Annotated in this window: 16 protein-coding genes, 2 tRNA genes and 1 pseudogene; 12 read left to right on the top strand and 7 right to left on the bottom strand. The window is 40.9% G+C overall.

The genetic code is table 11. The features are described 5' to 3' along the window. The first annotated feature begins 5 nt into the window (after positions 1-5). From AY607_RS15130 to AY607_RS01000, 3 genes and pseudogenes are all read left to right on the top strand, one after another. Positions 6-276 (top strand): annotated as a pseudogene (locus AY607_RS15130) (hypothetical protein). Between the two features lie 435 nt (positions 277-711). After that, a complete protein-coding gene (locus tag AY607_RS01005) occupies positions 712-1230 on the top strand; it encodes a PadR family transcriptional regulator (RefSeq protein WP_064101483.1) in 519 nt (172 codons plus the stop codon). Positions 1231-1262: 32 nt separating this feature from the next. Then, entirely contained in the window at positions 1263-1523 is a 261-nt protein-coding gene (locus tag AY607_RS01000; protein WP_064101482.1) for a DUF2798 domain-containing protein, read from the top strand. 18 nt (positions 1524-1541) lie between these two features. Here the strand turns inward: AY607_RS01000 and AY607_RS00995 are convergent, their stop codons facing one another. Together AY607_RS00995 and AY607_RS00990 are read right to left on the bottom strand one after the other, a co-directional pair. Beyond that, on the bottom strand, positions 1542-1886 hold the full coding sequence (locus AY607_RS00995; protein ID WP_064095623.1) for a thioredoxin family protein: 345 nt from the start codon (positions 1884-1886) through the stop codon (positions 1542-1544). A 23-nt stretch (positions 1887-1909) separates the two neighbouring features. Beyond that, on the bottom strand, positions 1910-2353 hold the full coding sequence (locus tag AY607_RS00990) for an N-acetyltransferase (RefSeq protein WP_064101481.1): 444 nt from the start codon (positions 2351-2353) through the stop codon (positions 1910-1912). Between the two features lie 129 nt (positions 2354-2482). On the opposite strand from AY607_RS00990, the gene AY607_RS00985 reads away from it, so the two are divergent. The 3 genes from AY607_RS00985 to AY607_RS00975 all read left to right on the top strand — a co-directional run bounded on the left by AY607_RS00985 (position 2483) and on the right by AY607_RS00975 (position 4963). Further along, positions 2483-3475 (top strand): NAD(P)H-quinone oxidoreductase, encoded by a 993-nt coding sequence (locus AY607_RS00985; protein WP_064101480.1) that lies wholly within the window; start codon positions 2483-2485, stop codon positions 3473-3475. Positions 3476-3720: 245 nt separating this feature from the next. Then, positions 3721-3921, top strand: coding sequence for a hypothetical protein (locus AY607_RS00980; protein WP_064095620.1), 201 nt, complete (start codon positions 3721-3723; stop codon positions 3919-3921). Positions 3922-4057: 136 nt separating this feature from the next. Continuing rightward, complete coding sequence (locus tag AY607_RS00975; RefSeq protein ID WP_064095619.1) at positions 4058-4963, top strand: helix-turn-helix transcriptional regulator; 906 nt, start codon at positions 4058-4060, stop codon at positions 4961-4963. A gap of 153 nt (positions 4964-5116) precedes the next feature. On the opposite strand, the gene AY607_RS00970 is transcribed toward AY607_RS00975, so the two are convergent. Both AY607_RS00970 and AY607_RS00965 read right to left on the bottom strand, forming a co-directional pair. Further along, positions 5117-5202: transfer RNA gene (locus AY607_RS00970), tRNA-Leu, on the bottom strand. 10 nt (positions 5203-5212) lie between these two features. Then, positions 5213-5286: transfer RNA gene (locus tag AY607_RS00965), tRNA-Cys, on the bottom strand. 153 nt (positions 5287-5439) lie between these two features. On the opposite strand from AY607_RS00965, the gene folD reads away from it, so the two are divergent. Beyond that, positions 5440-6288 carry a bifunctional methylenetetrahydrofolate dehydrogenase/methenyltetrahydrofolate cyclohydrolase FolD gene (gene folD, locus AY607_RS00960; protein ID WP_064101479.1) on the top strand — a complete coding sequence of 283 codons (849 nt, stop codon included), beginning with the start codon at positions 5440-5442 and terminating at the stop codon, positions 6286-6288. Positions 6289-6425: 137 nt separating this feature from the next. After that, on the top strand, positions 6426-7094 hold the full coding sequence (locus AY607_RS00955; protein ID WP_064095617.1) for a class I SAM-dependent methyltransferase: 669 nt from the start codon (positions 6426-6428) through the stop codon (positions 7092-7094). Positions 7095-7155: 61 nt separating this feature from the next. Here AY607_RS00955 and AY607_RS00950 read toward each other — a convergent pair whose 3' ends face one another. Both AY607_RS00950 and AY607_RS00945 read right to left on the bottom strand, forming a co-directional pair. Then, positions 7156-7578 carry a hypothetical protein gene (locus tag AY607_RS00950; RefSeq protein ID WP_064095616.1) on the bottom strand — a complete coding sequence of 141 codons (423 nt, stop codon included), beginning with the start codon at positions 7576-7578 and terminating at the stop codon, positions 7156-7158. Positions 7579-7712: 134 nt separating this feature from the next. Beyond that, positions 7713-9542 carry a phosphoenolpyruvate carboxykinase (GTP) gene (locus AY607_RS00945; protein WP_064095615.1) on the bottom strand — a complete coding sequence of 610 codons (1830 nt, stop codon included), beginning with the start codon at positions 9540-9542 and terminating at the stop codon, positions 7713-7715. Between the two features lie 415 nt (positions 9543-9957). Between AY607_RS00945 and AY607_RS00940 the strand changes: the two genes are divergently transcribed. From AY607_RS00940 to groL, 4 genes are all read left to right on the top strand, one after another. Further along, positions 9958-10896 (top strand): diacylglycerol/lipid kinase family protein, encoded by a 939-nt coding sequence (locus AY607_RS00940; protein ID WP_064101478.1) that lies wholly within the window; start codon positions 9958-9960, stop codon positions 10894-10896. Beyond that, the gene (locus tag AY607_RS00935) at positions 10877-11653 is read left to right on the top strand and encodes a metallophosphoesterase family protein (RefSeq protein ID WP_064101477.1); all 777 of its coding nucleotides are present in this window, start codon (positions 10877-10879) and stop codon (positions 11651-11653) included. Before AY607_RS00940 ends, AY607_RS00935 begins: the two co-directional genes overlap by 20 nt. A gap of 169 nt (positions 11654-11822) precedes the next feature. Further along, positions 11823-12113: a co-chaperone GroES gene (gene groES, locus AY607_RS00930; RefSeq protein ID WP_064095612.1), complete on the top strand. Its 291-nt coding sequence runs from the start codon at positions 11823-11825 to the stop codon at positions 12111-12113. A 69-nt stretch (positions 12114-12182) separates the two neighbouring features. Beyond that, entirely contained in the window at positions 12183-13817 is a 1635-nt protein-coding gene (gene groL / locus AY607_RS00925; protein WP_064095611.1) for a chaperonin GroEL, read from the top strand. Between the two features lie 399 nt (positions 13818-14216). Here the strand turns inward: groL and AY607_RS00915 are convergent, their stop codons facing one another. Next, on the bottom strand, positions 14217-14591 hold the full coding sequence (locus AY607_RS00915) for a hypothetical protein (RefSeq protein WP_064095609.1): 375 nt from the start codon (positions 14589-14591) through the stop codon (positions 14217-14219). Positions 14592-14842 lie beyond the last annotated feature (251 nt).

Below are 14842 nucleotides of genomic sequence, written 5' to 3'. Positions count from 1 at the left end.
TATTTATGAAAAAATTATTATTACTGGTTGGTGTGTGTAGCTTTTGGAGCTGAAGCCAAACAGAGTAGTCAAAGTGTTGAAGCGATCAAGCAGAAAATTATTAAAGAGTCGATTGAGAGTTATCCGGGCAATTGTCCATGCCCTTACAATACTGCACGTAATGGCAGCCGTTGTGGGAAACGCAGTGCTTATAACCGCGCTGGTGGATATGCACCACTTTGTTATCCGGAAGATGTAAGTGAAAAGATGATAAAAAATTTTTTGAGTCGGAAATAATTAAGAGTTAATCTGTTAAAAAAGAGAAATTGAAATGTTGTACTTTAATTTAAATGGGGTAAAAGGTGAACAAAATAATAATCAACCATTTTTATAAGAATGGGATGGAAGAATATCACTCTCCATTGATGGATTATGCATATCAATTTGAAAGAAAATTAATTTATAACACTTTCTTCTTATCAAAAGCTTGAATGTTATAAACATGATATTAAACATGGTAAAAGAAAACTATTGAGGTTGAATGAATTAAGTGGAAGTTTATTTGAGTCCGAATCATCAAGTTTGACTTTTCTAAAAGAAATGAGAAATAAAATTATTCATGATGGTTTTCTAGATGCTTAAGTTGATCAAATAAAAGTTGAATTAGAACTAGAATTTTAATTAAATTCTCAATAAGATATATCTTAATTAAATTTAAGATATATCTTAACCATGCCTGTAAGTCCTCACTCTGTTATTTCAGAAGAACAAGAAAACTCTCCAAAACTTCGCAAACGTCTGTTTGAAGCAGGTGAAATGAAATTGCTGGTGCTGCATTTTATTGCCCAGGCACCCAGGTTTAGCTATGACATTATTAAAGAAGTGGCTGCTTTGGTCGGCGGAAACTACAAGCCGAGCACCGGCACGATCTGTCCAACCATTAGTTATTTGGAAGAGCAGCAATATACACAAGTGACTATGAGCGCTGATGAGCGCAAGCAATATCACATTACTGACGAAGGTCTTAAGCATCTGGAAAGCTATCAGGAAATCCTGCAAAAAGTTCTTCGCCGGTTTGAAACCCGTCGCCGGATTAAAGATGATGAGCGTTATATCGACATTAATACTGCGATGGAAAGTCTGAAAGCTGCATTGCGATACAAACTGTTTGATGATGAATTAAGCACTGAAGATATTCAAAAGATTGCAAAACAGATCGACCAAGCAGCAATAAACATCACACGTCTGTAATTCGATTCACGATTTAAAAATTAGGTAAAATGATGAAAAATATAGTTCCCAAATTTCATGCCAAACATCTGAACTGGCTCATGCCGCTGATTCTATCTGGCATTATGAGTGGCGCAATTTCCTGCTTTAATCTGCTACTGAATAAAGGCTGGAGTAATCAGTTTATCTCAGTGTGGCTGCATGCCTGGAGCATGTCATGGCTGATGGCATTTCCCTTAATTTTGGTGGTGCTGCCACTGGTGCGTAAATTCCTGATGCGGTTTGTGCAAATGCCGAATCAATCTGCCAAATAGGGGATTGATCTGCTTGCATCAGTTGGATAATTCATCCATTACTTGGGTCAGAATGGCTTTCATTTCAGTCAGACTTTTTACACCGGCTATACGGTGAATAATCTGGCCATTTTTAAAAATCAAGGTGGAAGGTAGGCCATAGACGTTATAGCGTAAAGTCAGAATCGGTGACTGGTCAACATTGATCTTGCCGAACTTGATGGTTGGTTTGTGCTCAGCATAATACGCTGCCAGTTGTTCAAATACAGGAAAGTTTTGAACACAGGGTTTGCACCAGTCTGCATAGAAGCGGATCACCGCAAGGCCTTCATACCATTCAAAATCGCTATAATTATCTTCGTTATAAAGGATGACTGCTGACATAAGTTGCCCTTATATGTTCCAGATCAAGGCCTGCACCAACTCATACCTAGTTCTGCATGGCCGGTATTTTGGTCAATCCCTGGACTGGTCATTTTAAAACCTTGTTTCTGGTAGAACTGAACTGCTGAGGTATTTTCAGCATACACATTTAAATGCAGTTGCTCACATTGCTGTTTCAGGAAATTCAGCAGACGTACGCCATAACCTTTGCCCTGCTGGGCGGGATCAATGAAAAGTGCGGCCAATACCTGCTCTGATCTTAGCAATGAGGCAAAACCCAGAACTGTATGATTTTCTTTGATTATATAATTTTCAGAAAGAGGCAGATATAGATCACGCATGGCAATCAGCTGTTGTTGCCAATATGGTGCGGGAATAAAGGCATGCGCCTGTAGGGAGGCATTTAGCCAGATGTCTAGAACTGGATTTATATCCTCTGTTTCAACTTTTTGAATAATAATAGTCATGGGCTGCTTAATATCAATTTATAAAATACCCCAAAGATTATACATAAGTCCATTAGCCTTCAATCCATAAGCGTTCTATGTTCAAATAAGTTTAAGAGAGATAAAACATCAACGTTAGGGAAACAATCCATGTCGCAACAAAACATGCAACACGTCATTATTACAGAACCGGGTGGGGTGGATAAACTCGCTTATGAAACAGTTGCTATTCCTGAACCCAAAGCTGACGAGGTGATGGTCAAGGTTCATGCTTTTGGAATTAACCGTCCGGATATCTTGCAGCGTCAGGGTTTGTACCCGATGCCAAAAGGCGTAACTCCTGTTCCAGGTCTGGAAGTGGCAGGTGAAGTGGTTGCGGTCGGAACTGATGTAAGCCAGTTTAAAGCCGGTGACAAGGTTTGTGGCCTGACCAATGGTGGTGGCTATGCAGAATATTGCATCGTACCTGAAAGTCAGACTTTAAATATTCCTGAAGGCGTGAGCTTTGTGCAGGCCGCCGCGATTCCTGAAACCTTCTTTACGGTGTGGGCAAATCTGTTCCAGATGGGTAAAGCCAAGGCAGGGGAGACGGTACTGGTGCATGGCGGAACCAGTGGGATTGGAACCACGGCACTCATGCTATGTAAATCCTTGGGTATTAAAACCTTTGCCACAGCAGGTAATGACGAGAAAATCCAGGCGATTTCACATCTGACCACAGGAATCAATTACAAGACTCAGGACTTTGAGCAGGTCATTAATGAAGCAACGGATAATGCAGGTGTAGATATGATTCTGGATATGGTCGGTGCGCCATATTTAGAGCGTAATTTGAATTTGCTCCGCCGTGATGGCCGTCTGGTATATATCGCATTTTTGGGTGGTGCCAAGGCTAAGGAATTGAAACTGGGTCAGATCATGATGAAACGTCTGACTATTACTGGTTCAACCATGCGTGCACGTAGCACGGCTGAAAAAGCTGAAATTGCACAAGGTTTGAAAACGCATGTGGCACCCTTATGGGCAAAAGGCGAATGTCTGCCAATGATTTATCAGACCTTTAAGTTTGACCAGATTCAGGAGGCGCATGCAGCCATGGATACCGGTGAACATATTGGAAAAATTGTGGTGGAAATCATCTAATTATTCTTGTGATTAGAATACTAAAAACAATAAAAGCCAACTTGTGTTGGCTTTTATTTTACATAAAAAATGACAACTAATTTAAATTAATTGATTGATATGGGGGTTTAAATTTTAAAAAATGGTAAAAATGTTAATTGTTCGACACAACCTGTCGAAACTGGGGAGTAAATTAACAATTAAAATTAACCTGACTAAATTGTTTGGTATTGAATGAAATATCACATAACAAGAGGAAGTATATGATGAAAATAGTGTCAGCTCCCTATACGCGTGAACATGGCTTTCGGGCATTAAAGCGGTTGCATAAAGTCATTATTCTTAATCAGTTCATCCGTTCAGATTTACATAAGCTGTATCAGGCTATGCTGCATCTGGAACGCTATATGGAACGGCTGAACCGGAAAAGTTCTAAATCTGCTTTTAAACGCCGTAAAAAAGCTTAAAAAGACTGTTCCTATTAGCCTTAAGTTGAAGTAATTAACTCTAATCTCATTTTTATTAAGCTGTATAATTTTCCCATAATTTAAAAATTCTAAGCAGAGTATGCATTGCGCTAAAAATAGCGAAAAGAGGGGATTTATGAAGGGCAATGCGTCAACGCATGAGCGCCTCGCAGAACGTTTGGCCAGTATTTTAACCAAACTTAATATAGGGCATCAGTTAAATGTGCAGGAGTTGGCACGAGAATTTCAGGTGAGCACCCGAACGATTGAGCGTGATTTTGATCGCCTTAATTCTTATTTGCCGCTGATACAGGATGAACATACAAAACGCTATTATCTTGAACCTTCCTATTTAGGACGTTTCAAGTTACAGGATATCCAGAATTTTGCCCAATTGTCCGGGATCAGTGATCTGTACCCGACGCTGGACATGTCTTTTATACGTGAACTGCTGGATGAGCGGGCAAATCAGGTGTTTTCGGCAAAAGGCTACTATTTTGAAGATGCCAAACAGTTTGCCGAACATTTCAAGCTGCTTGCAGGTGCGATCTATAAACGTCAGCAGATTGAGTTGCTCTATTCAGATCAAGTGCGAATTATCCAGCCTTATCGCTTGATTCATCATCATGGTATCTGGTACTTGGCTGGTGTGATTCAGGGCGAGTTGAAAACCTATCGCCTAAGCCAGTTGCAGCAGGTAAAACTGGTTTTCAAGGCTGAAAGTTTTGAGCATGATTCTGAAGTACTGAAAATGCTAACAGATGAAGACAGTATCTGGTTTGGACGGCAAAAACAGCAGGTTTTGGTCAAGGTACAGCCTGCAGTCACAGTATTTTTTAAAGAGCGCCGTTTATTTCCGGAACAGCAGATTGAGCAGGAGTTGGAGTCTGGAGAATTATTGATTAGTTGCCAGATTCGTCATGAAATGCAGTTACTGCCTTTGGTGCGTTACTGGTTACCTTATGTGAAAATCATTGAACCGATTCATTTTCAGCAAAAACTGGAACAGGATCTGCAAGGATATTTACGCTCTGCCGGATGATATTTTAAATGAAAGCAGGGCGCTGCATAATAGGTAATGAAACTTAAACAGGAAATTTAGACTTACTCATTTTTAGAATAACTAAATTACAGGCATAAAAAAACCAGCTTTCGCTGGGTTCTTTTATTTGCACCATTTTCTATAGTAGAAGAATGGTGCCCGAGGCCAGACTCGAACTGGCACGCTTTGTGGGCGGGGGATTTTAAATCCCCTGTGTCTACCGATTTCACCACTCGGGCTTTAACAAGATGGAGGCGGAGGTCGGAATCGAACCGGCGTCCACGGAGTTGCAGTCCGCTGCATGACCACTCTGCCACCCCGCCGCGTCTTGTTGATGCGTATATTATCAAGCTCAGAAAAAAAAACAATAGTGTATTCATTCGTATGCGCATAAAAACAGCATCTGGCGGAAAATATTTAGCATTATCATGTAGAATGTGCAAAATTGATTCATATCAACACTTGGGAGAAATGCTGTGGCATTAGTTCTAGACGGTCGTGCATTGGCGAAGCAAATAGAAGCTGACTTGTTTACTCGCGTAGAAGCGCTGAAAGCAAAATCAGGTCGTACTCCAATTCTTGCGACGATTTTGGTAGGTGACGATGGTGCATCTGCTACTTATGTTCGCATGAAAGGCAATGCTTGCCGCCGTGTTGGTATGGATTCACTTAAAGTGGAACTTCCTAAGGAGACCACTACTGAAGAATTACTTGCTGAAATTGAAAAACTAAATGCAAACCCAGATGTACATGGTATTTTGCTCCAACACCCGGTTCCTGCGCAAATTGATGAGCGTGCATGTTTTGATGCAATTTCGCTTGAAAAAGACGTAGATGGTGTCACTTGTCTGGGCTACGGCCGTATAGCAATGGGTGAAGCAGCTTATGGTTCTGCAACGCCTGCAGGCATCATGACCATCCTGAAAGAAAACAACATTGAAATTGCTGGTAAACATGCGGTAGTGGTTGGTCGCTCTGCAATTTTGGGTAAACCAATGGCAGCAATGCTGCTTGAAGCCAATGCAACTGTGACCATTTGCCACTCACGTACTCAAGATCTTACAAGCTTCGTGAAGCAAGCAGATATCATTGTTGGTGCGGTAGGTAAGGCTGAGCTGATTCAGAAAGACTGGATCAAACCCGGTGCAGTAGTTGTAGATGCCGGTTTCCATCCACGTGATGGCGGTGGTGTGGGGGATATCCAGTTACAAGGTATTGAAGAAATAGCTTCTGCTTACACGCCAGTTCCAGGTGGTGTAGGTCCTATGACCATTACCACCTTGATTCGTCAAACGGTTGAAGCTGCTGAAAAAGCGCTAGGTTAATTTTAAATCCTCCCTAACCCTCCTTTTTCAAAGGAGGGAACTCTGATCATTATTTTTGGATGGAGTTTCCCCTCTTTTTTAAAGAGGGGTTAGGGGAGATTATTTAAAGATATAAATACCAATTAAAAAGAAATCCAATGAGCTGTACTTTCCAATTCCCCAAAGCCCCCGAGCATTTACTTCAAGTCTTACATGAGGTAATCCCTGGTTGTGAGTTGCTGGCACAGCAATTGCCTGAAACGCCAATTTCACTTTGGCTGATTCCACCAGTATTTCCGGCAGATAAGCTGGATGATGAAGTGATTCGTCGCATCTGGAATGATACGCCGTACTGGATCTTCTGCTGGGCATCAGGATTGGCGATGGCTCAATGGCTATTGGCAGAGCCGCATCATGTCAAAGATAAGGTGGTGCTGGATTTTGGTGCAGGGTCGGGTGTAGTAGCAATTGCCGCAAAAATGGCGGGCGCGAAACGTGTGATTTGTTGTGACATCGATCAGGTCAGTCTGGAGGCATGTCGGGCCAATGCTGAGCTGAATGATATCGAGCTTGAATATCTGGATGATCTATATAAAGCCGAGCAGGTGGATATTCTGTTAGCTGCAGATGTGCTTTATGATCAGTGCAACCGTTTCTTCTTGGACGAGTTTTTAAAATTTGCCCCTGAGGTATGGGTTGCAGATAGTCGGGTCAAAAACTTTAGCCATCCCCTATACGAAAAACTGGAGGAACGCAGCGCAACGACCTGGCCAGATTTAGATGAATCACCCGAGTTTCGTAATGTCAGTTTTTATAAAACCCTTTAAAGTTTAAAAATAAAAGGGCTGTTAGCCCTTTTATTGCCTCATTTTAAATAAGTATCAGTGATTAAGAGCAAGTATAACGAATTACACGCATGATCGTCGGACGGGCATCTAAGGCTTCGCGTGCACCGGGGTTATCGCTATTATATAAATCAGGTGTATTACTTAAGCTGATTTGCGTACGGCTGTTCCCTAATTGTCGGCCATATTGTTCTTGTTCCGCAGTGGGATTGGGAATTTCATTTATGCTTAGAATCTGGATATTGTAAGTTTTAGAGTTGCCTAAAACCTGTCTGCAAGCGGCTTGCAGGCGGTTTCCATCTTGGCTTGGTCGCCCTGCGAGTGTATAGCTCAGGGTCGCAGCATTTTCTGAACGCTCCAGGACTTCATAACCTGTCTGGCCATTAAATTGTTGTGGTGCTGTCTGGCATGCGCTGATGAGTAGACTGCTGAGACCTAATCCTAAAAAAATTGTGGTTTTATTCATAGTTATATTCCCTGATGTATTGTCCCGAGTATGCCATAGTTTGCCAGATCTGTTGATCTGGCGAATTGTGATCAATTGTTTAGACACCTAATAAAAAAGGCCGCTTACGCGACCTTCTTAAATTAAATCAGCACTTAAGCAGATTTAACAGCTTCAAGTAATTCAGCTTGACGTTTTTTCAACGCTTCAGGTAAACGATCACCTAATTTGTTAAATAATTCAGTGTGGCTTTCAAGCTCTTTGATCCATTGATCTTTGTCTTGAGAAGTTACCAGGTCAAACTGTTCTTTAGAGAAATCAGTACCGTTCCAGTTCAACTGTTCGTAAGTTGGAACACGGCCAATTGGAGTCTCAACAGCAGTTGCACGACCTTCACAACGGTCAATGATCCACTCAAGAACACGCATGTTTTGACCGAAACCAGGCCATACGAAGTTGCCTTCAGCATCACGACGGAACCAGTTCACGTTGTAGATACCTGGAAGCTTGTTGCCTGCAGCAGCAGCTTTCTCGCCCACTTTCTCACCCATTTCTAACCAATGCGTGAAGTAGTCAGCCATGTTGTAGCCAGCAAATGGCAGCATCGCGAATGGGTCACGACGAACAACACCTTGTTGACCAACAGCAGCGGCAGTGGTTTCAGAACCCATGGTTGCAGCTTTATACACGCCATCAACCCAATCAATAGCTTCTGAAATTAGCGGTACTGTGTCTGCACGGCGACCACCGAAGATGAACGCAGAAATTGGAACACCCGCTGGATTTTCCCAATCAGCATCGATAGAAGGGCATTGACCAGCAGCAACGGTGAAACGAGCGTTTGGATGCGCTGCTTTTTCTTCGCCAGTGTGTGGTTGACCTTTCCAGTTGGTCAGGTTAGCAGGTGCTTCTTTAGTCAGACCTTCCCACCAAACTTCGCCGTTGTCAGTCACAGCAACGTTGGTATAGATCACGTCTTTGTGCAGTGTAGCCATACAGTTCGGGTTGGTCTTGGTATTAGTACCAGGCGCTACACCGAAGAAACCAGCTTCAGGGTTGATTGCGTATAGACGACCGTCTTCACCTGGTTTGATCCAGGCAATATCGTCACCTACAGTTTCAATCTTCCAGCCTTCGTAGCCTGCTGGTGGAATCAGCATCGCGAAGTTTGTTTTACCACAAGCAGATGGGAATGCAGCTGCGATGTAGTGTTTTTCGCCTTGTGGATTTGTCACGCCAAGGATCAGCATGTGTTCAGCTAACCAGCCTTGTTGACGACCCATATAAGATGCAATACGTAAAGCTAGGCATTTTTTACCAAGCAATGCATTACCGCCGTAACCAGAACCGTAAGACCAGATTTCACGCGTTTCTGGGTAATGCACAATCCATTTTTCAGGGTTGCAAGGCCAAGCAACGTCTTTTTGACCTTCTTCTAAAGGTGCACCAACAGTGTGTACACATGGAACAAATTCGCCATCAGTACCCAAAACGTCATAAACAGCTTTACCCATACGAGCCATTTTAGACATGCTGACTGCTACATAAGGAGAGTCAGTCAGTTCGATACCGATATGTGCAATATGAGAACCTAAAGGACCCATAGAGAAAGGTACAACGTACAAAGTACGGCCTTTCATAGAACCGTCGAACAAACCGTTCAGGCGAGCACGCATTTCAGCAGGTGCTTCCCAGTTATTGGTCGCACCAGCGTCTTCTTTGTTTTCTGAACAGATATAAGTACGACCTTCAACACGAGCAACGTCAGAAGGATCAGAATTTGCAAGATAAGAACCCGGATGTTTCTCCTGGTTAAGCGCTTGCATTGTGCCGTTAGCGATCATCAAGTCGATATAACGTTGATATTCTTCTGCGCTACCGTCACACCATTCAATTTTTGCTGGTTTTGTCAATTTAGCAATTTCTTCCACCCACGCAATAAGCTTAGGGTGACGAACGAATTCTGGTGCGTTCACTTGGGTCATGGTGAGGCCTATCTCAAATGTGTACAAAATGTTGTACAAAGTACAATCTGGTCAATAAAATACTGGCCAGATGAAATATGAAAAAAAAGTGGCTGTATTAAAGCATAAAATCGTAAAAAAAATAAGACCAAAGAAGTGTTGGATTTTATTTGGAATATTATGCTATTTTCTATTTAAATATAGAAAAAACAGTTAGATATAAATAAATTCAAAGACTTAATATTGTATTTATTAATTTTATGTATAGTATTTATTTTAATTATTTTATTTAAAATCAATAATATAAATAAAATGGTTTAATCTGGTTTGTCATTGATTAAATAAATGGTCACTATTTGAATTTTACATAAAGCCACTATTAATTGTGTATGAATTGGACAAAATGCCAATAGGTCTACATTAATCTGAACAAAAAATGTCTAATCAATCTAAACCCTTATCGATTATTTATAACCATAATTCTGGTTTTCGTTTACTCGATCAGCAAGAAAATTATAAGCAATTGATGGAAATTTTTTCAACGCATGGTTATCAGATTAAAAGCTATGAAATCAATGATTCACAGCAATTTAAAACAATTATGGCCGAAGTTTTGCTGCGCCATCAGCAGTCTGTCGAACCTGGGGTAGTGGTCACAGCTGGTGGAGATGGAACATTGAACTCTGTCGCAAAACATTTACTTGAAACGCAGATTCCGGTAGGTATTTTGCCCTTAGGTACTTTTAATTATGTAGCAAGGTTGCTGGGTATTCCTTTGGACTTGGTTGAAGCCGCACAAGTCATTGCCACAGGTCAGATTAAATCTATTCATGTCGCTCGTATTAATCAGGAAATTTATCTGAATAATGCCAGTTTGGGACTCTATCCTTTATTTATAAAAAAGCGTGAAGATTACAACCGGATCTTTGGGCGGCTACCTATACATGCCTATACCTCTGCGCTAGATGTGCTGATTCGCGATCGCAAAGAATTAAAACTCAAAATCTGGGTAGATCAAAAAAAATACCCGGTTAAAACTCCCCTGATTTTTTTTGGTAATAATCCACTACAACTGGCCGAAATGAAAATGCGGATTGCTCAGGCTGCGGAACAGGGGAAGGTTGCCGGTGTCGTGGTCGCTAAAAGTGACAAAATGACGTTGTTTAAGCTGGTATATCAGCTCATCCGGGGCAAGATTGATGAAGCATCGGATGTGTATAGTTTTGCTGCGGATCAGGTACGGATTGAATCTAGACGTAACAAGCTGATGATTGCTATAGATGGAGAGACTGTAGAAATGACACCTCCTCTAAATATTTCAGTTTTAAAAAATGCTTTAAATGTAATGGTGCCGCATGATTCTACATCTTTCTGATCTGCATTTTGGTACAGAAAGACCGGAGTGTTTAAAAGCGATTCAACAATTTTGCCAGTCTCACCCATTGGAGGCGGTAGTGGTGAGTGGTGATCTGACGCAACGTGCGCGTTTTGGTCAGTTCTTTGACTGTAAGAAATTTCTGGATCAGCTCAATACACCTTATATGGTAATTCCAGGTAATCATGATATTCCGCTTTATCATTTGTGGAACCGGTTTTTCAATCCATTCACCCGCTACCAGATTTTTTTTGGCGAACTGGAGCCGGTGTTTGAAACAGAAAACTTTTACCTGATTGGCGTGAATTCAATCCGGCGCCGGTATCATACCAAAGGACATTTATCGCTTGAGCAGATTCAACGTATTGATATGAAGCTGGCCCAAGCACCGGTTTCCAAACTAAAAATCATTGTCAGCCATCAACCTTTTTATGTGCCTTCTCAAAACAAGCGCGGTTTCAAGGACAGCCCACTGATGGCTAAAATTGCGTTACAAGCCTGGGCGGAGCATGGCCTGTTTGGTGTGTTGCATGGACATCTGCATCAACCGGCGACTTATGATCTGAACCAGATATTTAAGCTAGGATTAGATCATCCGGTTTACGATGTACATGCGGGGACTTCTGCCTCAAATCGTCTGCATCAAAATGAACCTAATAGCTTTAACCTGATTGATGCCACAGGAAACATTTCTCAATATCTGTTCGATGAAATGGCACAATCTTTTGTGTTTAAAGCTGATCTGTCCAAGAAATAGACGGAAATTAAGAATTCTTTAAAAAAAACCAATTTTTTTTCATTTTTGCCCTTGAAGCGTTTTATTCCATCTCCATAAAAGTGACATCAAAAATTTTTGATGATGACCCATGGAATAATTAAGTCGTCATCAGTGACCTTAAAAAAGACTTAGTCTGATGGAGTTATTTATGAGCAACATTCGTCCATTACATGATCGCGTTGTTATTCGTCGTGTTGAAGAAGAAACTAAAACAGCGGGAGGGATTTTACTTCCTGGTTCGGCTGCTGAAAAACCTGCTCAAGGGGAAGTTATTGCAGTTGGTAATGGTCAAATCACCGACAATGGTGTACGTGCACTAGATGTAAAAGTTGGCGACAAAGTATTGTTCGGTACGTATGCAGGTACTACTGTAAAAGTAGACGGTGAAGAGCTTTTAATCATGAAAGAATCTGACATTTTAGCAGTATTAGAAGCTTAATCTACGCTAAAAAGTTTTATTCGTTCCAAATCAGATTTTGTAAAGATACAATAATATTCGGAGTCAAATATGTCAGCTAAAGACGTAAAATTTGGTGATTCAGCTCGTTCAAAAATGATTGCTGGTGTAAACACCCTTGCAGATGCAGTAAAAGTTACGCTTGGTCCTAAAGGCCGTAATGTTGTCATCGACCGTTCTTTTGGTTCGCCGCACATCACTAAAGATGGTGTTACTGTAGCCAAAGAAATTACTTTAAAAGACAAGTTCGAGAACATGGGTGCTCAACTTGTTCGCGAAGTATCTTCTAAGACCAATGACATCGCAGGTGACGGTACAACGACTGCGACTGTTCTTGCTCAAGCAATCTTGAACGAAGGTATCAAGTCAGTAACTGCGGGTATGAACCCAATGGACTTGAAACGCGGTATCGATATTGCAGTACGTTCTGTTGTTGAAAACATCAAGGCAACTGCAAAACCAGCATCAGACTCTAAAGCTATTGAACAAGTAGGTTCGATCTCTGCTAACTCTGATACGACTGTAGGCCAGCTGATTGCGCAAGCGATGGAAAAAGTAGGTAAAGAAGGCGTGATCACGGTTGAAGAAGGTTCAGGCTTCGAGGATTCGCTGGATGTAGTTGAAGGGATGCAGTTCGATCGCGGTTATATCTCTCCGTACTTTGCAAACAAACAAGATACTTTGACAGCAGAACTTGAAAATCCGTTCATTCTTCTTGTTGATAAGAAAATCGGTAATATCCGTGAACTGATCACTGTACTTGAAGCTGTTGCAAAAACTGGCAAACCGCTGCTGATCATTGCTGAAGATGTTGAAGGTGAGGCACTGGCTACACTTGTGGTAAACAACATGCGCGGCATCATCAAGGTATGTGCAGTGAAAGCGCCTGGTTTTGGGGATCGCCGTAAAGCAATGCTTCAAGATATCGCGATCTTGACTGGCGGTACTGTAATTTCTGAAGAAATCGGCATGCAGCTTGATCAAACAACACTTGATCACTTGGGTACTGCACATAAAGTAACTGTATCTAAAGAAAATACTGTAATTGTTGATGGCGCTGGTGATGCAACTCAGATTTCTGAGCGTGTACAGCAAATCCGTGCACAGATTGAAGAGTCGACTTCAGAATATGACAAAGAAAAACTTCAAGAGCGTGTAGCGAAACTTGCTGGCGGGGTTGCTGTCATCAAAATCGGTGCTGCAACTGAAGTTGCAATGAAAGAGAAGAAAGATCGCGTAGACGATGCGCTTCACGCGACTCGTGCTGCAGTTGAAGAAGGTGTTGTTGCTGGTGGTGGTGTTGCTCTGGTACGTGCAGCTAAAGCACTTGAAGGTGTAACAGGCGCGAACGATGACCAGAATGTAGGTATCAACATTCTTCGCCGCGCGATCGAAGCACCGCTTCGTCAAATTGTATCTAACGCGGGTGATGAGCCTTCTGTAGTGATCAACGCTGTTAAAAATGGCGAAGGTAACTTTGGTTACAACGCTGCAACTGGCGAATACGGTGACATGCTAGAGATGGGTATTCTTGACCCAGCGAAAGTAACTCGTTCTGCACTTGAGCACGCTGCATCTGTAGCTGGCCTCATGTTAACAACTGAATGCATGATCACTGATATTCCAGAAGACAAACCTGCGATGCCTGATATGGGTGGTATGGGTGGTATGGGCGGTATGATGTAATTCATCAGCTGATCATTTCATAAAAAAATCCCCGCAATTGCGGGGATTTTTTGATTAAAAAATATGGTTTCCTTTAATAAGTAAAATTAAGTGATTGATTGAAATTGTTTTTTGCTTATGAACCAGGTCACAGTTTTATAGACAAAAGTATATTTTTGTGGCTTTTTTATTGGTTTTTTATTGTAGATAGTTTATGATTTAATCAAATATTGATTTATTATTTTAAGTATGGAACAGAAAAAAAAGGCATGTTTAGGAACTTGTTATGATCCTATAGATTCAGTGGTCATTAAAAAAAATGAGCTGAAAAGATTATATGCAAAAATAAGAGAATATGAAGATTTGCTTGAGATCTACAGGAAGGAGAAGCAACATTATATGAAGCTTCTACATAATAAATTATCTTAGAATTTCATCTATCAATGAAGTAACCAGTTTCTTTTGAGAATTACTTAATCTTCTGAATTTCAATAGAAAATCTAAATCCATTGACTCTAATGAATTACTATTAGGTGTATTTATTTGATCAATGTCTCCAAAACGTAACCATTGATTAGATACATTTAACCATAAGGCTAATATGGCTAACTTATCCTGATTAGGAATTGCTTTACCTAATAACCAGTTATTGGCTGACTGTACACTGATAGGTTGACCATTGTAACGGTTGTTAAATTCATTCGCCAAGTAAGTGGGACTAATAGGATGCTTTGCTTCCAGCAAAGCTTTATTTAAGCGTTCAGCAAATAGCTTTTTTTCTTGTTGATTACTCATAATCCAAAATAAATCATATACCTTTTTGTATTTTATGCTTTTTGTACAATTATTTGTTTATTAAATTGTAGCTTTAAAGTTAAATTAATCAAAAAACAAAAAATATATTAAATAAAAAACAAACTTGTGATCTCTATCCAAGGTATCACCTCCTTTTTGTAGCGGCCTCCTAAGATGAAAAGGACTATTGAGATACGAAAAGTTATTTATTAGATTAACTTAATTAGTAAAATTTCCACAAATTTATATCA

The organism is Acinetobacter sp. SFA, from assembly GCF_001647535.1.
Taxonomy (GTDB): Bacteria; Pseudomonadota; Gammaproteobacteria; order Pseudomonadales; family Moraxellaceae; genus Acinetobacter; species Acinetobacter pecorum.
The sequence above is the reverse complement of the archived record's forward strand: the minus strand, read 5'-3'. Positions and strand labels throughout refer to the sequence as shown.